Source organism: Streptomyces sp. NPDC050610 (assembly GCF_040654875.1).
Lineage (GTDB): Bacteria > Actinomycetota > Actinomycetes > Streptomycetales > Streptomycetaceae > Streptomyces.
Genome location: NZ_JBFAIV010000024.1, coordinates 33,396 through 47,273 on the forward strand (window position 1 = coordinate 33,396; position 13,878 = coordinate 47,273).

Below are 13,878 nucleotides of genomic sequence, written 5' to 3' on the forward strand. Positions count from 1 at the left end.
CACCCTTCGTGGGGTACTGACCAAGGGCGGGCGACCACCGACGCACAGCACAGGCCAGCGCCCGTGACGCCGTTCGTTGCCTCCCTTCTGTAGAGGCCGTGGGCCCGGCCGGGGTTGCTCTGCGCGCCCGGCCGGTAGCGAAGCTCACAGCCCCTGGACCGGTCGGGTCCTACAGGTTGTGCAGCACGTACAGGAGGACGCCGGTCAGCGCCGACTCCAGCGCCACGGTGAACGCGCGCCCCGCCCAGGCCGCCGCACCGCGGAGCAGCGCTCGCGGCACGCGGGAGCGGAGCACCGAGACCAGCCGCCCGCCGGAGCACCGCTCCACCCCCGAGCCGCTGTCCGCCGCCTGAGGAACACGCTCCATGAGAAGTCCCCTTCCATCCGTCCCATCCGGCCCGTCCGCCGGGTGGGCGCCGGTGTCTTCCAGTAGCCGGCACGGGCCGTGCCGGGCCCAAGGAACTCCGGAGACGTCCGCGATCGCTCGTACGAAAGTGCAGGTCAGTGCCGTCCTCCGAACTCCTCCGAGTCGGAGGGCGCCGACACCGGAACAGCCGTACGGCCCGGATTTCCCGAAAGCGGCCTCGTTTTCCCGAGAGCAACCAGGCTTTCCCGAAGGGCGGATGGCATCTGAACGCATCCGCCGACGCGTCCGTACTCGCTGGGGGAGGGGGCCGGCATCGGGCCGGCCACGGCACGAGGAGGTCCGGCCGTGGAGGCACGGCGATCACCGCACGGCACCGGCACGCTCGTCGGCGCACTCGTCATCCTGGAAAGGCGGGCCAAGGCGGTACGGGAGCGGTCGGGGCAGAGTACGACGAGGGCCGCTCTGGCGAAGAAGAGCGGGGTGCGGGAGCAGACGCTCAGCGACTGGTTCAACGGCCGCCACCATCCGCGCGACCTCGACCAGTTGATGAAGGTCGTACATGTACTCGCCGGGTGGGCCGACATGGGCACGGTCCCGAGCGGCCCCTGGGCCCGGCTACTGGAGGAGACGCCCCCGCCCCGGCCCGCCGCCGCCGAGGAGGAGGCCCCGGCTCCGGAGCCGGATATGGACCTGGAGCCGGATCTGGAGCCGGATCCGGATCTGGATCGTACGGCCGCGTGGCTGACCCGGCGGAACTTCCTGACGAACGCGGCCACGGCAACTGCCGCCGTGGGCCTCGGAGTCGCCGGCTGGCGGGTCTTCGACGTCCCGCACCGCACGCCGGGGCGGAAACGCTGGCGGTTCTCGGCGCGCGGGCCGGTGAGCTCGACCCCTGCGGTGGCGAAGGGCGTGGTGTATTTCGGGAGCGACGATCAGCACGTCTACGCGGTCCGCGCGGGCACCGGGGAACCGGCGTGGCGGCGGCCGTTCTCCACCGGAGGGAAGTCGCGGTCGTCGCCGGTGGTGGCGGAGGGACTGGTCTACGTCGGCAGTGACGACCGAAAGCTGTACGCCCTCGACGCGGACACCGGGGAACGGCGATGGGAATCCCGTACGGGGGCCGTGCTGGGATGGTCGTCGCCGGTGCTCGTAGGCGACTCCTTGTACGTCAACAGCGGTGGCGCGGAAGGCCAGAGCCTGTACAGAATCGCCGCGGCGAGCGGCGAACAGCGATGGCACTGCCCGATTTCCGCCTCCGCTGCCATTTGGGGGCCCGCGGTGGCGGAAGGGGTGGCATACGTCGGTTGCGCCGACGGTCACCTGTACGCGGTCGACGCCGCCGGCGGCCGAATCCTCTGGAAATTCCCCCGGAAATCCAGCGCCAAAGGCCATGCTTTCTGGCGCCCCGCAGTCGCCGGCGGAACGGTGTACGTCGGCAGCGACGACGGGAACTTGTACGCGATCAATCCCGAGGCCGGAGAAGCGCTTTGGGCCTGTCTCATCGGCGCCCCCGTGGCCTCGACCCCCCTCGTGGTCGGCTCGACGGTGTACGTCGGCAGCGACGACAGACGCGTGTACGCCCTCGACGTGGCCGACGGCCGGGAACGGTGGAAAGCCGACACCGGAGGCATGGTGCGTACGCGCCCGGCGGCGGCCGACGGCACGGTGTACGTCAGCAGCGTCGACGGCCGCTTGTACGCGTTCCGCGCGGCGGACGGCGAGGAGCGCTGGAAGAGCGTGCGACTCGGGAACGCCATCTGGTCGTCGCCGGCCGTGGCGGACGGGACCGTCTACGCGGGCAGTGACGGCGGCAGCGTGTACGCGGTGACCGCCTGAGGCCGGGGCCGGGCCGTGTCCCCAGGCTTCAGCCGCGTACCCCGGCCAGGCACGCGTCGTACAGATCGATGATGTCGCCCTCGCCGCCGTTGTCGACCCACGCCATCGTCGCGGTGTCCAGGCACGCGAAGACCGTCGCGAGCACGGCGCGCGCCCGCAGGCTCGTTTCGCCGGCGGCGTTGGCATTGGCGCGGGTGTTGGTGGTGCCGGTGCTTATACGGGCTTCGACGGCAGGCAGCAGGTCCGCCTGGAACCGCATCCACTTTTCGAGGTAACCGGCGCGCAGCGACGCGGTGTTGTGCAGAAGGCGGAACCGTTCCAACGCCCGCTCGCGGCCGTCGTGCAGGGCCAGCATGGCGGCGATCCCCGCGCGCAGGACCTCCCAGGCATCGGCGTCGGCCGGCTGTTCGCCGACCGTGTCCATCAGGACCTGCCCGAACCGGTGCTGGTCGCTGCCGAGCAGTTCCTCCTTCGTGCCGAAGTAGCGGAAGAGGGTGCGCTGGGAGACGCCGGCCTCGCGGGCGATCTGGGCCATGGACGTCTCGTCGTAGCCCTGCTCGGTGAACAGGCGCAGGGCCGTTTCGAGGATCTCCTGGGAGGCCAGTCGCCGTGTCCGGTCCCAGAGGGTGGCCGGTGCGCCCGTCGCGGTCTTGGCTTCCTGCGTCATGCCGCCAGGCTAGCCCAGTGCTGCCACGCTGACAGTCGCCCGTAAGGTTGGCAGCGACTGCCAGTAAGGCGTACGGTGTCAATCAAGGCGGCCTGCACAGCGACACCAGCCATGCCCCTCCCTTCTCTCCCCTCTCTCTCCCCCCTCCCGCAGGCACGCGAAGGAGCGCACCATGTCCGCACCGTCCGCACCGTCCAGCTCACCCGCACCAGCAGCTCTGATCACCGGCGGCACCAGCGGCATCGGCAAGGCGACCGCCGAACTGCTCCACTCCCGCGGCTATCGCGTCATGGTCACCGGCCTCCACGGCCTTGCCGACGCCGGACTGCCTGACGACGTCACGGCCGTACGGGCCGACGCGCGCTCCCTGCCGGACCTCGACCACGCGATCGACGAGGCGCGCCGCCGATTCGGCTCCCTCGACCTGCTCTTCCTCAACGCGGGCGTCTCCCGCCTCGGCCCGATCGAGTCGATCGACGAAGACGCCTTCGACGCGCTCTTCGACATCAACGTCAAGGGCGGCTTCTTCACCCTGCGCAAGGCGCTGCCGCTCCTCAACGAGGGTGCCTCGGTCGTCTTCACCGTGGGTGCCGGCGAAGGGCTCGGCTCCGCGATGGCGGCCGCCAAGGGGGCCCTGCTGCCCCTCGTACGGTCCCTCGCGCACGAATTGGCCCCCCGCCGCATCCGCGTCAACGCCGTCAGTCCAGGGCTGATCAATACCCCTGCCTACGGCAAGGCGGGCGTCTCCCAGGAAATGATCGAGTCATGGGGCGAGGGCGTTCCCCTCGGTCGCGTGGGCGTCCCCGCCGACATCGCCGAGGCGGTGGCCTTCCTCGCCTCGCCCGCGGCGAGCTACATCACCGGCGACAACCTCGTCGTCTCCGGCGGCATGGGCGTCCACGCCCGCCCCTGAGCCCCTGACGACCGGTTCCGCCGGGGGACCGCCACGGGGGCGTGCGCGGGTCCGTCCGTTCAGCCGCCGCTCCCGGGCTTGTTGGGCGCCGTGCAGTTGGCCGGCGACGGGTGGCCCTCCGGTCAGGCGAGGCGGTCGAAGACGGCTTTCTTGGTGACCGGGTCGAGGTGCACGATGGGCACGGCCTTGTTGTACGGGTTGCCGTACTGGTCGAGGCAGATCGGGCCGCTCGCGCCGTGCACCGTGTGGGTGCCGTGCAGCCGCAGTCAGCCGTCGGCCACCTGGGGGAGTGTGGGCATCCGGACCGTGCCGACGGTGCTGTTGCGGATGCCGGCGATCGCCGTGGTGACCGAGTCGTAGGCGACGATCGTCCGGGAGTCGACCAGGGAGACCGGGCCGATCGGGTGCTCCGAGCCGGGCCCGAACTCCGCGGCCAGGTCGCTGAACTCCTTGTATGCCTCCTGGGACGCGTCGTTGGTCCCGCCGCCCGGAGCCCACGCCGCCGGGTGCGCCAGGGCCGCGTAGCGCAAGGTGATGCCGGCGCCCTTGGTGAGGGAGTCCCATTCGGGGGCGAACTTGGGGTCCACGGTCAGCGTGGACGCGTGCGAACCTGTGATCACCGTGTAGCGCTTGTCGCAGGTGCGGTTCCCCAACTCGAACAGAAACTGACGCAGTTGTACGGGCCGCCCGGCGAAGTAGACGGTCTTCGCGGCGGAGGTGCAGATGTCCGCGACCATCTGGTGGAAGTCGTTGGAGAGGTTGCCCTCCTTGTTGAAGTCCTCCGGCGAGCGGAAGGTCTCGGGGGGCGTTCCTCGCCCCCTTGGCCAGCCGCTCGAACACCCGGCGCAGCGTGTACAGGTAGTTGTCGCCTTCCCGGAGGTCCTCCACCACCAGGGTCTCGTCGGGTTTCGTACCCGCGCCGTAGGACCCCAGGGCAGCCGCCTGATCGCTGTTGGTGGGGGCGGTGCCCTGCGCTTCGGGGCTTCGTCGCCGCCTTCGGCAGGCGGCTGCACCGCCAGTGAGCGGCGAGCTGGGTACGGCAAGGAGGCCGCCGGCGGTTTCCGGTCGGGTCCCATGTCTGTTGATGGTCTGTCCGGCTGGCGGGTGTGTTGCCGGTTCGGTGCCTACGGGCAGGAGCGACCCGCACGACGCCCACGCTGCTCGTCACCGTACGGGAGGAGAACCGTCTTGCGGGGCCGCAGAGTCCTCCGCGGCGCCGCACACGCGTCAGCCGACGCGGACGGACGGGTCCAGGACGCCCTCCCCTATGCCCGGGACGGCGCACGTGGGGACCTTGTTCTTCTTGACCAGCCGGTAGGAGACCGCCTTGACCGAGTCGCCCTTCTTGAACTCCGCGACGATGAGCAGGGTCGCGGCGTGCGGGATCATGTCGGGTCGGATGCGGGCCTTGCCGGGTTCGGAGGTCAGCGCCAGGTACTTGGTGGCCCAGTACTCCGCGGGCGGAGCCTCGGTGCAGCCCTTGTCCGCCTTCAGGGCGACCGCGGGTACGCCCAGCTTCTTCAGCTGCTCCTGGAGTCCGGGCAGGCCCTCGGGGCGGTTCAGGTCGAGGATCAGGGAGCCGTCGTCCTGCTTGTCCACGGCGTACGCGGGCGTGCTGCCGGAGCCGCTCACGGCCGGCACGACGATCGCCGCGGCCGCGGCCGCCACCGCGGCCAGGGCGAACGGGGCACGCCGACGGCGGGCGGGGACGGACGCGGCAGGGGCGGGGGAGGGGGCGGTGGCCATGGCCGACAGTTCCGCCGCGAGCTGCTTCTTGAATCCGGTCGGCGTGGTCATGAGACAACCTCCAGGGTGCGTTCTGCGCGGGCCGCGCTCGTCGTGGGCCCGGTCGGGTCGGTACGGTCGGTGACGGGTGGGTGTGCGGTGCGCAGTGCGCGCCTGGCACGGTGCAGACGCACCCGTACGGTCGTGGTGTTGAGGCCGAGGGCCTGTGCGGCCTCGCGTGGGCTGAGGCCGTCGGCGGCCACCAGGTCGAGGACCGCGCGCAGCGGTTCGATCAGCTCCGCATGCCGCTCGGTCAGTTCGCGGGCGGCGCGTTCGGCGTCGATGCGTTCGTCGAGGGCGGCGATGTCCTCCTCGTCCAGCAGCCGCCGCCCGTTGAGCCGGGCGACCGCGTGCTGTTCACGGACGCTGCCGCGGTAATGGGCGGAGAGGACGTTGCGGGCGATGCCGTACAGCCAGGCGGCGGGGGCCCCGCGCTTGGCGTCGTACTGGCCGGCGGCCTCCAGCGCGGCGACGAAGATGTCGGCGGTGAGGTCCGCGGCCACCTGCGGGCAGGCCGTGCGCCGGGTGACGAAGCCGAGGACGGCGTCGAAGTTCTCCTCGTAGAAGAGTGCGAAGCCGGCGGCGTCCGGCCGTGGCGGGGCGGCCCGGTTCGCCGGTCGGCGGGCCGCTGCGGCCCGTTCGGGTATCAAGGGCACCAGTGCCTCCAAGGTGGTTGGTGATCCCTTACACCCGGTACTTGGCCGGACGGAGGCGAACTGTTTCACCGTGTCACCGGTTTCTCGCCGGCGTGCTTGACGAGGGTCGGCGAGACGCACCGGAGCCAGGCGGCCACAGGGGTGACACGATGTGTCTGTCTCCGCTTGTCCGATCCCGCCCGCGCCGTTCGACGGCGCTCCGGGATCGAGCCGTGCCGCCACCGGCAGGTGGTCGCTGTGCGTTCCCGGGAGGGTCTGGGAGGACGCCGGTTCGAGGCCCTTCACCGCGATCTGGCCGAGCCGCGTGACGGGGAACGACGACGGCAGGGTGAAGCCGAAGCCGAAGCCGAAGCCGCTGCCCGCCGCGTCCTGGGCGGAGCGTATCCCCGGGCCGTCCGTGCGCCCCGGGGTCCTGTCGCCGGTCTCACCGCCGCCGCTCAGCAGTGATCAAGTTCGAGGAACGATTCGACCTGCGAGGATAAAGCTCAAGCTCAGGCGCGATCGAACGCGTCGGTCTTCAGGGCATCCATGAACGCGCCCCAGGCGCCGCCCGAGAGGAGGAGGGCGGGGCCGTCAGGGTTCTTGCTGTCGCGGACAGGGACGACGCCGGGGCATTCGTCGGCTACCTCGACGCAGCTTTGGTTGGCGTTGCTGTAGCTGCTCTTGCGCCATGTCTTGGGCTTGAAGTCGCTCTTTCGCAAGGCTGCTCCCTGCTGTTCAGAGGTCGTTGGACGCCTCGTCGCGCTACGTCCTGAACCGATGGTAGGCCGCCGACAGGTGCCCGCGAAGGCCGCGCAACTGGAAATGCAATGAGCCCCCGCCAGCCGGCGGGGGCTCGTGGTGTTGGTCGGATCAGATGTCTGTTGTCCTGACGAATGCGACGAAGTCGCTCCATGCTGCGGCGTTGAAGACCAGTGCCGGGCTGTCAGGGTTCTTACTGTCACGGACAGGGACTATTCCGGAAAAGTCATCGGCTACTTCGACGCAGCTTTGACTGCCGTTGCTGTAGGTGCTCTTGTGCCAGTTGGCGCGCTGAAGGTCAATCTTGTGCATAGTCTCCTGCCATTTCTGAGATCAGGTCTGTGGATGCTTGTTCGTCAAGCGCCTTGGTCCAGATGTCTTGGAACGCACCGTCGTAGCGTTCCACCTCGTGCGGTCGATCCAGGTAGAGGGCCCCTGTGTGGCCGTCCGAATAGACGGTGGGTGGTTCAGTTGGCCGACCGTCTCCACTGAGCGGGAATCGGAGAATGGTGAACTGCCCTGTCGCCATCCCGTGATGCAGACCAACGCTGAACGGGATCACCCTGATCGTAATGTTGGGCAGCTTGCTGACTTCCACCAGCCGAGCGAGCTGCGCTCCCATCACCTTCTTCCCGGCTACGGGATGGCGCAACACCGTCTCGCTGAGCGCGACGTGCAGTGTCGGCGGATCGGTGACCCTGCTGATCAGCACTTGCCGAGCGATGCGAAGGCTGACGCGCCTCTCGATCTCTTCGGAAGACTCATCCGGATGGTGGGCGCTGACGACGGCGTGGATGTAGTCCTCGGTCTGGAACAGTCCGGGGATCAACTCGCTCTCGTACCAATCCAGCTGCGAAGCCGCTTCTTCGAGCCCGATGTAGAGATCGAATCCTTCGGGGATCGCCTCCCCATAGGCATGCCACCAGCCCCGCGCCTTGGTCTCCTTCGCGAGCCCCATGAGCGCCTCGGTCATGTCGGCCGGTGCGCCGTAGACCTTGCACATGGCTTCAACGTCCAGGCTGCGCAGCGATGTTTGACCCGTCTCGATGCGCCACATCTTCGCCTCGGACCACTCCAGCTTGCTCGCTGCCGCTCGCACGGTGAGCCGGGCACGGTTGCGCAGATCGCGCAGGAACCGACCCAGTTGCCGACGAGGCACGGTGGATCCGGTAGGCCCATCTGCCATGCGCCGCCCCCTTCCTGTCACCCCAATGTGAAGGACTTTAGACACCCGAAATGGAAGCACCGGGAAACCCGCTTCGCAATGGGGGCACCTCTTCGTGGGACATCTGTTCTGAAATCTTGCACGCCGTAGGGCGCAGGCACATTCTGATGTCACATCACCCGAGCAACAACCGGGTGTGGTCCGGGATATGAGGACGGTGAACCCCATGAGCCCTGGCTCCTCCGAGCAGCGGGACGACAGCCACCCAGCCGACGCAGTCGACCCGGTGTCGAGCAGCGACGCCGACGCGCTGTACGAGCTGATCCAGGCCGGCGGCCTCTGGCGCATAGCGCCGGAGTGGGTTCCGCGTACGTACGCGGAACCCACGAAGGAGCTGGCGGACAGAGTGCGGCACGGACTGAGGCGGTTGGACGTATGAAGAGCACGGCACGGGCGACATTGGCGCGGATGATGGCGGAGAGCGGCGGCGACGGGGTGCTGGTGGTGCTCAAGTCGGGGAGCCGGCTTGGGGGAACGGCGATTGGTTCGGGCCTCCCGCTCGCCGGCATGGGGTTTCCGCCGTGCCGGTGCCCGGAGCACCTGGCGGGGAGGGGTAAGCCGGACACCGCCATCCGGCTCGGGGACAAGGGCGGCGGCCGGAATGAAGTTCTCGTGGCCCGGCCCGCGTACAGCGCCGTGTGTCTCGCCGACGGCGATGCCAAGTGCGACGCCAAGTGCGGCGCGGAGTCGGGGGAGCTGGGTACCTCGGACGCCGTAGGCGTATGGGTGCGGCAGCACGCCGACGCCACCGGCCACCGGCGCTACCGGCGCACCCGCTGCGACCACTTGACCCTGGAACCGCCGGAGGCGACGGCGGCCCCCGCTGCCCCGTAGGCGTGTTAGCCGGGCGTTAGTGGGGCGGTATTCCGGCGGTAGCGCGGGCGATCACAGTGGTGGACGTACCGAGGAAACAACGAGACCACGTCGCCGACTGCCCCCGGGGGAAACGCACATGCGCTCCAAGGCCACCGCCCTCACCACCCGCCGCCGCACCCTGCGCATGGCCGCCGTCGCCCTGACCGCCGCCGCCGGCCTCGGCCTGACCGCCTGTTCCGGCTCCGACGACAGCGGCGCGAAGACCATGGGCCACGCAGCCGCCGCCGAATCAAGCAACGGAAGCACCGGCGACAAGGCACAGAGCACCAGCAGCGGCGGCGGCAAGACCGACGCCACGACGGACGCGCAGACCGGCACCAAGCCCGGCACCAAGTCAGCCACCGGGAACGGGAACGGGCACGGGGACTCGTCGGGGACGCCGGTCAGCAACCTCCCCCTCCCCGACGGCAGCGAAGCCCGCGTCACCAAAACGGGCGACCAGAACTACCGCGCCGAAATCGTCGACAAGGGCGCCGTCCTGGCCACCATCGAAACCCACGACGGCGCCGCCGGACTCGACGCCAACGACATGTTCGTCGTCCTCACCACCGACGGCCGCATCCACGCCTGGATGGGCGACAGCCAGACCGGCCCCGGCACCTTCGCCCTCAAGGGCGGCTACGACGCCAAAATCACCAAAGTCGGCGAACTCCACTACCGCGCCGAACTCACCGACGGCGACGGCAACACCATCGACACCATCGAAACCGCCGACCAGCACGACATCGGCATGGACGCCAACGGCGTCTACATCGTCCTCAGCACCGGCGGCGTCATCAGCTCCCACGACTGATCCGCGCCCCCATCCCACCCCACCGCGGCGGTGGAGCCGCCTCCCACGGGGCGGCTCCACCGCCGCGGTGTTCGCGGCCCGTCCCTCAGCACGTCCGGCTTGATAGGCAAGTGGTGACTTGCCTATGGTGAAGTCGTGACGGAGGATGTCTTCAAGGCGCTGGCCGACCCCACCCGTCGGCGCATCCTTGACGAACTGGTGGAACGGGATGGCCAGACCCTGTTCGAGATATGCGCGCGGCTGCTGACCAACCACGGTCTTGGGTCGTCCCGCCAGGCGATAAGCCAGCACCTGGCCGTACTCGAATCAGCGGGACTGGTCCATTCGCGGCGAGAGGGCCGCTACAAGTTCCACGATCTGAACACCGAACCCCTTGAGTGCATCGTGACCCGATGGCTCAGGCCCGATGCGCGGGAGAGCAACCCATGAAGATCAATCTCACCAGCGTCTTCGTCGACGACCAGGACGTGGCCGAGCGCTTCTACACCGAGGTGCTGGGCTTCGTACTGAAGCAGAACGTTCCGATCGGCGAGGACCGGTGGCTGACCGTGGTCTCGCCGGAGGACCCCGACGGGACCCAGCTGGTGCTCGAACCCTCCGGCCACCCCGCCGTGCAGCCGTACAAGACGGCGCTGGTCCAGGACGGCATCCCGGCGACCGCTTTCGCCGTGGACGACGTGCGGGCGGAGTACGACCGGCTGCGCGGACTCGGCGTGCGGTTCACCCAGGAGCCGGCGGACATGGGCACGATCACCACCGCGGTCTTCGACGACACCTGCGGCAACCTGATCCAGATCATGCAGGGCGATATGTAGGGACGGCGCGCACGCCGTCCGCGGGCCTGGGCGCACGCCTTCCGCGGGACCGCGCGCACGACTTCCGCGGGTCCGGGCTCCGTTCACGGGGTCCGGCCCCCGCGAATTCCCCTACGGGCCGAGCCCCCACGGATTCGTATCCGGGCCGGGCGGGGGCCACTCACGGATTCGTCTTGACCTCCTTCATCGTCAGATGCGATTCGAGGCGCAGCACCGCCGGCAATCCGCTGAGTTTCCGCGTGAGGAACGCTTCGTACGCGGCGTGGTCCGCGACGGCGACGCGCAGGAAGTAGTCGGGGCGCCCGTACATCCGGCGGAACTCTATGACCTCCTCGTACGAAGCCATGGTGGACTCGAATTCCTCGAAGCTCTTGCGGTCCTGGGCGTAGATCTCGACGGCGACCAGGACCTCCAGGCCGCGCCCGATGGCCTCCGGGTTGATGACGGCCCGGTATCCGGTGATGACGCCCGTCTCCTCCAGCCGCTTGACGCGCCGCAGGCAGGGCGGCGGAGTCAGGCCGACCCGCTTGGCCAGCTCGACGTTGGTCAGACGGCCGTCGCGGCGGAGATGAAACAGAATTTCGCGATCCACGGCATCCAGGCTCACTTCATTGCTCACGGCGTCATTATAGGGCTGCGATAAGCAACCAAATAAGGTGGAATTCTTCCTAGAATTTCGCCATGCACATGAGCCCGCCCGTTACCGCGGACCGTCCGCGGACCACGCCGCCCGCCCCGCCGACAGCGCCCTCGACCGAGTCTCCGTCCCAGGCGTTCGCGGCATTCAAGGATTCCGCGGGTGCGGGCCTGGGATTCGTCACGGTCGGGCTCGCGTTCGGGGCGCTGGTGACGCAGTCGGGTCTGGACTGGTGGTGGGCGGGGCTGTCGGCGGCGCTCGCGTTCGGCGGCTCGTTCGAGTTCCTGCTCATCGGCCTGGTCACCGCCGCGGCCCCGCTGGCGGCGATAGCGGTGTCCGCGTTCATGGTGAACGTCCGGCACGTCTTCTACGCGCTGTCCTTCCCCCTGCACCGCATACCCGGCCGCGTCGGCAAGACGTACAGCACCTTCGCCCTGTGCGACGAGGCGTACGCGCTGGCCGCCGGGGAACAGGCCCGCGCCTGGACCGGCCGGCGCATCGTGTTCCTCCAGTTGTTCCTGCACATGTACTGGGTCGGCAGCGCGATCGCCGGCGCCCTGCTCGGCTCGCTCATCCCGAAGAGCGTCACGGGCCTGGACTTCGCCCTCACCGCCCTGTTCGCCGTCCTCGCCGTCGACGCCGTCCGCGATCTGCGCGGCGACCTGCCCACGCCCGTACTCGCCCTGCTCAGCGCCCTGGCCGCCCGGCTCCTCTTCCCCGGCGAGATGCTCCTGGCCGCTTTCGGCCTGTTCACGGTCGCGCTCCTGGCCCGCCACTTCGCTGCCGGCAGGAATTCGGCCGTCGTGAACCCGGACGGCGTGAATCCGGGCGGCGTGACGACGAACAGCATGAACCCGGACACCCCCGATCCGGACACCCTCGACCCGTACAGCGACGTCCAGGGCGGCAATAGCCCCCAGGGCGGCAGCAGCACCCAGGGCGTCAGCATCACCCCGAGCGGCAGCAGCACCCAGACCGGCGGGAGCCCGAGCCATGCCTGATACGCGCTACGCCATCGCCGCCATCCTCGTCACCGCCGCCGTGACCTGGGGCCTGCGCGCCCTGCCCTTCGTCGCCCTCACGCCGCTGCGGGCCAGCAAGACCGTCCAGTACCTCAGCGCCCGCGTGCCCGCGGGCGTCATGATCATCCTGCTCGTCTACTGCCTGCGCGACATCCCCCTCACCCACGCCGCCAGCCTGGCCCCGCTGATCGCCCTCGCCGTCACCATCGGCCTGCACATCTGGCGCCGCAACGCGCTGCTGAGCATCCTCTGCGGCACAGCCGTCCACGTGATCCTGGCCAGCACGGTCTTCGCTTCCTGAATCCCGTACCGGCTTACGGGGCTATCCCTGTCCCGTGAACATGTCGATCAGGCCTTGGGGCGACGTCTCGCCGTACATGAGCTCGTGGAGCTCGTTGCCCTCGGCGGTCGCCTCGGCGCTGCGCGGGAACATGTCCTGCTCGTACGCGGCGAGCGCGGCCTCGGCGTCGCCGGGGTGCGCGGCGAGGGCCCGGCCGAGTTCGGCGCCGTCCAGCATGGCCAGGTTGGCGCCCTCGCCGTTCGGGACCGCGAGGTGGGCGGCGTCGCCGATCAAGGTCACCCCCGGCGCCCGGTCCCAGCGGTGCCCGGTCGGCAGGGCGTGGAGGGGGCGCAGGACCGGGGCGGTGTCGCTGTCGGTGATCAGCGCGGTCAGTTCCGGGGCCCAGCCGTCGAACTCCGCCGCGATCCGCGCGGCGGCCGCACCGGAATCGGTGAAGTCGATGGCGTCGAACCATTGCCGCGGCCTCGACAGCGCCACGTAAGCGTGCAGGGTGTCGTCCCTCTCGCGGTGGGCCGCGATGCCCCTGCCCGGCGCCAGCGCCATCATCGACCCGCCGCCGACCGCTTTCGCGGCGGCGGAGTGCCGGGCGTCGACGTCGAAGAGATAGGTCTCGACGAACGAGCTGCCCGCGTACTGGGGTGTGGCGTCGGAGAGCAGCGGCCGGACCCGTGACCACGCGCCGTCCGCGCCGACCAGCAGGTCCGTGGTGACGGTGGAGCCGTCGGCGAAGGTCACCTCGTGGCGGCCCCCGCCGAGGGAACGGGCGCCCGTGACCTTGCGGCCCCACCGGACGGCGCCGGCCGGGAGCGAGTCGAGCAGGACGCGCCGCAGCTCGCCGCGCTGCACCTCGGGGCGGCCGCCCGTACCGTCGTCGTCCTTTTCGATCAGGGCGGTCCCGTCCGGGGCGAGCACCCGCATCGCCTGGCGGCCCTCCAGGATGAGGCCGCGGAACTCGTCCATCAGGTCGGCCGCCTTGAGGGCGAGCTGCCCGTTGTAGTCGTGGATGTCGAGCATCCCGCCCTGCGCGCGAGCGGCCGGGGACGGCTCTCCCTCGTACACCGTCGCCGGGATGCCGTGTACGTGCAGGACCCGGGCCAGGACGAGTCCGCCCAGGCCGGCTCCGATGATCGTGACGTCAGTGGTCATGGTGATTCCCCTTAGCCGCTCAGCTGCCGCATGCCTGCGGGACGGGCGTCCGGCCATCGCCGGGACGCCTTCTGGAACGTCGTTCCAATCCTTACGCC

At 69.8% G+C, this 13,878-nt stretch carries 19 protein-coding genes; 9 read left to right on the forward strand and 10 right to left on the reverse strand.

The features are described 5' to 3' along the window. Positions 1-169 precede the first annotated feature (169 nt). Positions 170-367, reverse strand: coding sequence for a hypothetical protein (locus AB0I22_RS26610; RefSeq protein ID WP_363133429.1), 198 nt, complete (start codon positions 365-367; stop codon positions 170-172). Positions 368-712: 345 nt separating this feature from the next. Here AB0I22_RS26610 and AB0I22_RS26615 point away from each other — a divergent pair, with 345 nt between their 5' ends. Beyond that, positions 713-2,203 carry a PQQ-binding-like beta-propeller repeat protein gene (locus tag AB0I22_RS26615; protein WP_363133430.1) on the forward strand — a complete coding sequence of 497 codons (1,491 nt, stop codon included), beginning with the start codon at positions 713-715 and terminating at the stop codon, positions 2,201-2,203. 28 nt (positions 2,204-2,231) lie between these two features. Here AB0I22_RS26615 and AB0I22_RS26620 read toward each other — a convergent pair whose 3' ends face one another. Next, positions 2,232-2,870 carry a helix-turn-helix domain-containing protein gene (locus AB0I22_RS26620; protein ID WP_363133431.1) on the reverse strand — a complete coding sequence of 213 codons (639 nt, stop codon included), beginning with the start codon at positions 2,868-2,870 and terminating at the stop codon, positions 2,232-2,234. Between the two features lie 172 nt (positions 2,871-3,042). On the opposite strand from AB0I22_RS26620, the gene AB0I22_RS26625 reads away from it, so the two are divergent. Continuing rightward, positions 3,043-3,783, forward strand: coding sequence for an SDR family oxidoreductase (locus tag AB0I22_RS26625; protein ID WP_363133432.1), 741 nt, complete (start codon positions 3,043-3,045; stop codon positions 3,781-3,783). A 266-nt stretch (positions 3,784-4,049) separates the two neighbouring features. On the opposite strand, the gene AB0I22_RS26630 is transcribed toward AB0I22_RS26625, so the two are convergent. The 6 genes from AB0I22_RS26630 to AB0I22_RS26655 form a co-directional block, all read right to left on the reverse strand. Then, positions 4,050-4,520, reverse strand: a complete 471-nt coding sequence (locus tag AB0I22_RS26630; protein ID WP_363133433.1) for a hypothetical protein — start codon at positions 4,518-4,520, stop codon at positions 4,050-4,052. A gap of 490 nt (positions 4,521-5,010) precedes the next feature. Then, complete coding sequence (locus tag AB0I22_RS26635) at positions 5,011-5,580, reverse strand: hypothetical protein (RefSeq protein ID WP_363133434.1); 570 nt, start codon at positions 5,578-5,580, stop codon at positions 5,011-5,013. After that, positions 5,577-6,224: an RNA polymerase sigma factor gene (locus tag AB0I22_RS26640; protein ID WP_363133435.1), complete on the reverse strand. Its 648-nt coding sequence runs from the start codon at positions 6,222-6,224 to the stop codon at positions 5,577-5,579. The genes AB0I22_RS26635 and AB0I22_RS26640 overlap by 4 nt, the downstream gene beginning before the upstream one ends. 491 nt (positions 6,225-6,715) lie before the next feature. Further along, positions 6,716-6,925: a DUF397 domain-containing protein gene (locus tag AB0I22_RS26645; RefSeq protein ID WP_363133436.1), complete on the reverse strand. Its 210-nt coding sequence runs from the start codon at positions 6,923-6,925 to the stop codon at positions 6,716-6,718. Between the two features lie 151 nt (positions 6,926-7,076). Then, entirely contained in the window at positions 7,077-7,277 is a 201-nt protein-coding gene (locus AB0I22_RS26650; protein ID WP_363133437.1) for a DUF397 domain-containing protein, read from the reverse strand. Then, entirely contained in the window at positions 7,264-8,151 is an 888-nt protein-coding gene (locus AB0I22_RS26655) for a helix-turn-helix transcriptional regulator (RefSeq protein WP_363133438.1), read from the reverse strand. The genes AB0I22_RS26650 and AB0I22_RS26655 overlap by 14 nt, the downstream gene beginning before the upstream one ends. Before the next feature lie 205 nt (positions 8,152-8,356). Here AB0I22_RS26655 and AB0I22_RS26660 point away from each other — a divergent pair, with 205 nt between their 5' ends. From AB0I22_RS26660 to AB0I22_RS26680, 5 genes are all read left to right on the forward strand, one after another. Next, the gene (locus AB0I22_RS26660) at positions 8,357-8,569 is read left to right on the forward strand and encodes a hypothetical protein (RefSeq protein WP_363133439.1); all 213 of its coding nucleotides are present in this window, start codon (positions 8,357-8,359) and stop codon (positions 8,567-8,569) included. Beyond that, the gene (locus AB0I22_RS26665; protein WP_363133440.1) at positions 8,566-9,024 is read left to right on the forward strand and encodes a hypothetical protein; all 459 of its coding nucleotides are present in this window, start codon (positions 8,566-8,568) and stop codon (positions 9,022-9,024) included. The genes AB0I22_RS26660 and AB0I22_RS26665 overlap by 4 nt, the downstream gene beginning before the upstream one ends. Positions 9,025-9,142: 118 nt before the next feature. Continuing rightward, positions 9,143-9,859: a hypothetical protein gene (locus AB0I22_RS26670; RefSeq protein WP_363133441.1), complete on the forward strand. Its 717-nt coding sequence runs from the start codon at positions 9,143-9,145 to the stop codon at positions 9,857-9,859. Positions 9,860-9,994: 135 nt separating this feature from the next. Further along, the gene (locus tag AB0I22_RS26675) at positions 9,995-10,288 is read left to right on the forward strand and encodes a metalloregulator ArsR/SmtB family transcription factor (RefSeq protein ID WP_363133442.1); all 294 of its coding nucleotides are present in this window, start codon (positions 9,995-9,997) and stop codon (positions 10,286-10,288) included. Further along, positions 10,285-10,674, forward strand: coding sequence for a VOC family protein (locus tag AB0I22_RS26680; RefSeq protein ID WP_363133443.1), 390 nt, complete (start codon positions 10,285-10,287; stop codon positions 10,672-10,674). Before AB0I22_RS26675 ends, AB0I22_RS26680 begins: the two co-directional genes overlap by 4 nt. A 160-nt stretch (positions 10,675-10,834) precedes the next feature. Here AB0I22_RS26680 and AB0I22_RS26685 read toward each other — a convergent pair whose 3' ends face one another. Next, positions 10,835-11,293 (reverse strand): Lrp/AsnC family transcriptional regulator, encoded by a 459-nt coding sequence (locus tag AB0I22_RS26685; protein ID WP_363133444.1) that lies wholly within the window; start codon positions 11,291-11,293, stop codon positions 10,835-10,837. Positions 11,294-11,355: 62 nt separating this feature from the next. On the opposite strand from AB0I22_RS26685, the gene AB0I22_RS26690 reads away from it, so the two are divergent. Next, a complete protein-coding gene (locus AB0I22_RS26690) occupies positions 11,356-12,312 on the forward strand; it encodes an AzlC family ABC transporter permease (protein ID WP_363133445.1) in 957 nt (318 codons plus the stop codon). Beyond that, positions 12,305-12,634, forward strand: coding sequence for an AzlD domain-containing protein (locus tag AB0I22_RS26695; protein ID WP_363133446.1), 330 nt, complete (start codon positions 12,305-12,307; stop codon positions 12,632-12,634). Before AB0I22_RS26690 ends, AB0I22_RS26695 begins: the two co-directional genes overlap by 8 nt. 21 nt (positions 12,635-12,655) lie before the next feature. On the opposite strand, the gene AB0I22_RS26700 is transcribed toward AB0I22_RS26695, so the two are convergent. Beyond that, positions 12,656-13,780 (reverse strand): NAD(P)/FAD-dependent oxidoreductase, encoded by a 1,125-nt coding sequence (locus AB0I22_RS26700; RefSeq protein WP_363133447.1) that lies wholly within the window; start codon positions 13,778-13,780, stop codon positions 12,656-12,658. Positions 13,781-13,878 lie beyond the last annotated feature (98 nt).

Bases quoted from the DNA above. Each gene is read 5' to 3' on its own strand.
- AB0I22_RS26610 (WP_363133429.1), bottom strand. From the start codon at position 367: ATGGAGCGTGTTCCTCAGGCGGCGGACAGCGGCTCGGGGGTGGAGCGG.
- AB0I22_RS26620 (WP_363133431.1), bottom strand. From the start codon at position 2,870: ATGACGCAGGAAGCCAAGACCGCGACGGGCGCACCGGCCACCCTCTGG.
- AB0I22_RS26625 (WP_363133432.1), top strand. From the start codon at position 3,043: ATGTCCGCACCGTCCGCACCGTCCAGCTCACCCGCACCAGCAGCTCTG.
- AB0I22_RS26630 (WP_363133433.1), bottom strand. From the start codon at position 4,520: ATGGTCGCGGACATCTGCACCTCCGCCGCGAAGACCGTCTACTTCGCC.
- AB0I22_RS26635 (WP_363133434.1), bottom strand. From the start codon at position 5,580: ATGACCACGCCGACCGGATTCAAGAAGCAGCTCGCGGCGGAACTGTCG.
- AB0I22_RS26650 (WP_363133437.1), bottom strand. From the start codon at position 7,277: ATGCACAAGATTGACCTTCAGCGCGCCAACTGGCACAAGAGCACCTAC.
- AB0I22_RS26655 (WP_363133438.1), bottom strand. From the start codon at position 8,151: ATGGCAGATGGGCCTACCGGATCCACCGTGCCTCGTCGGCAACTGGGT.
- AB0I22_RS26660 (WP_363133439.1), top strand. From the start codon at position 8,357: ATGAGCCCTGGCTCCTCCGAGCAGCGGGACGACAGCCACCCAGCCGAC.
- AB0I22_RS26665 (WP_363133440.1), top strand. From the start codon at position 8,566: ATGAAGAGCACGGCACGGGCGACATTGGCGCGGATGATGGCGGAGAGC.
- AB0I22_RS26670 (WP_363133441.1), top strand. From the start codon at position 9,143: ATGCGCTCCAAGGCCACCGCCCTCACCACCCGCCGCCGCACCCTGCGC.
- AB0I22_RS26680 (WP_363133443.1), top strand. From the start codon at position 10,285: ATGAAGATCAATCTCACCAGCGTCTTCGTCGACGACCAGGACGTGGCC.
- AB0I22_RS26690 (WP_363133445.1), top strand. From the start codon at position 11,356: ATGCACATGAGCCCGCCCGTTACCGCGGACCGTCCGCGGACCACGCCG.
- AB0I22_RS26695 (WP_363133446.1), top strand. From the start codon at position 12,305: ATGCCTGATACGCGCTACGCCATCGCCGCCATCCTCGTCACCGCCGCC.
- AB0I22_RS26700 (WP_363133447.1), bottom strand. From the start codon at position 13,780: ATGACCACTGACGTCACGATCATCGGAGCCGGCCTGGGCGGACTCGTC.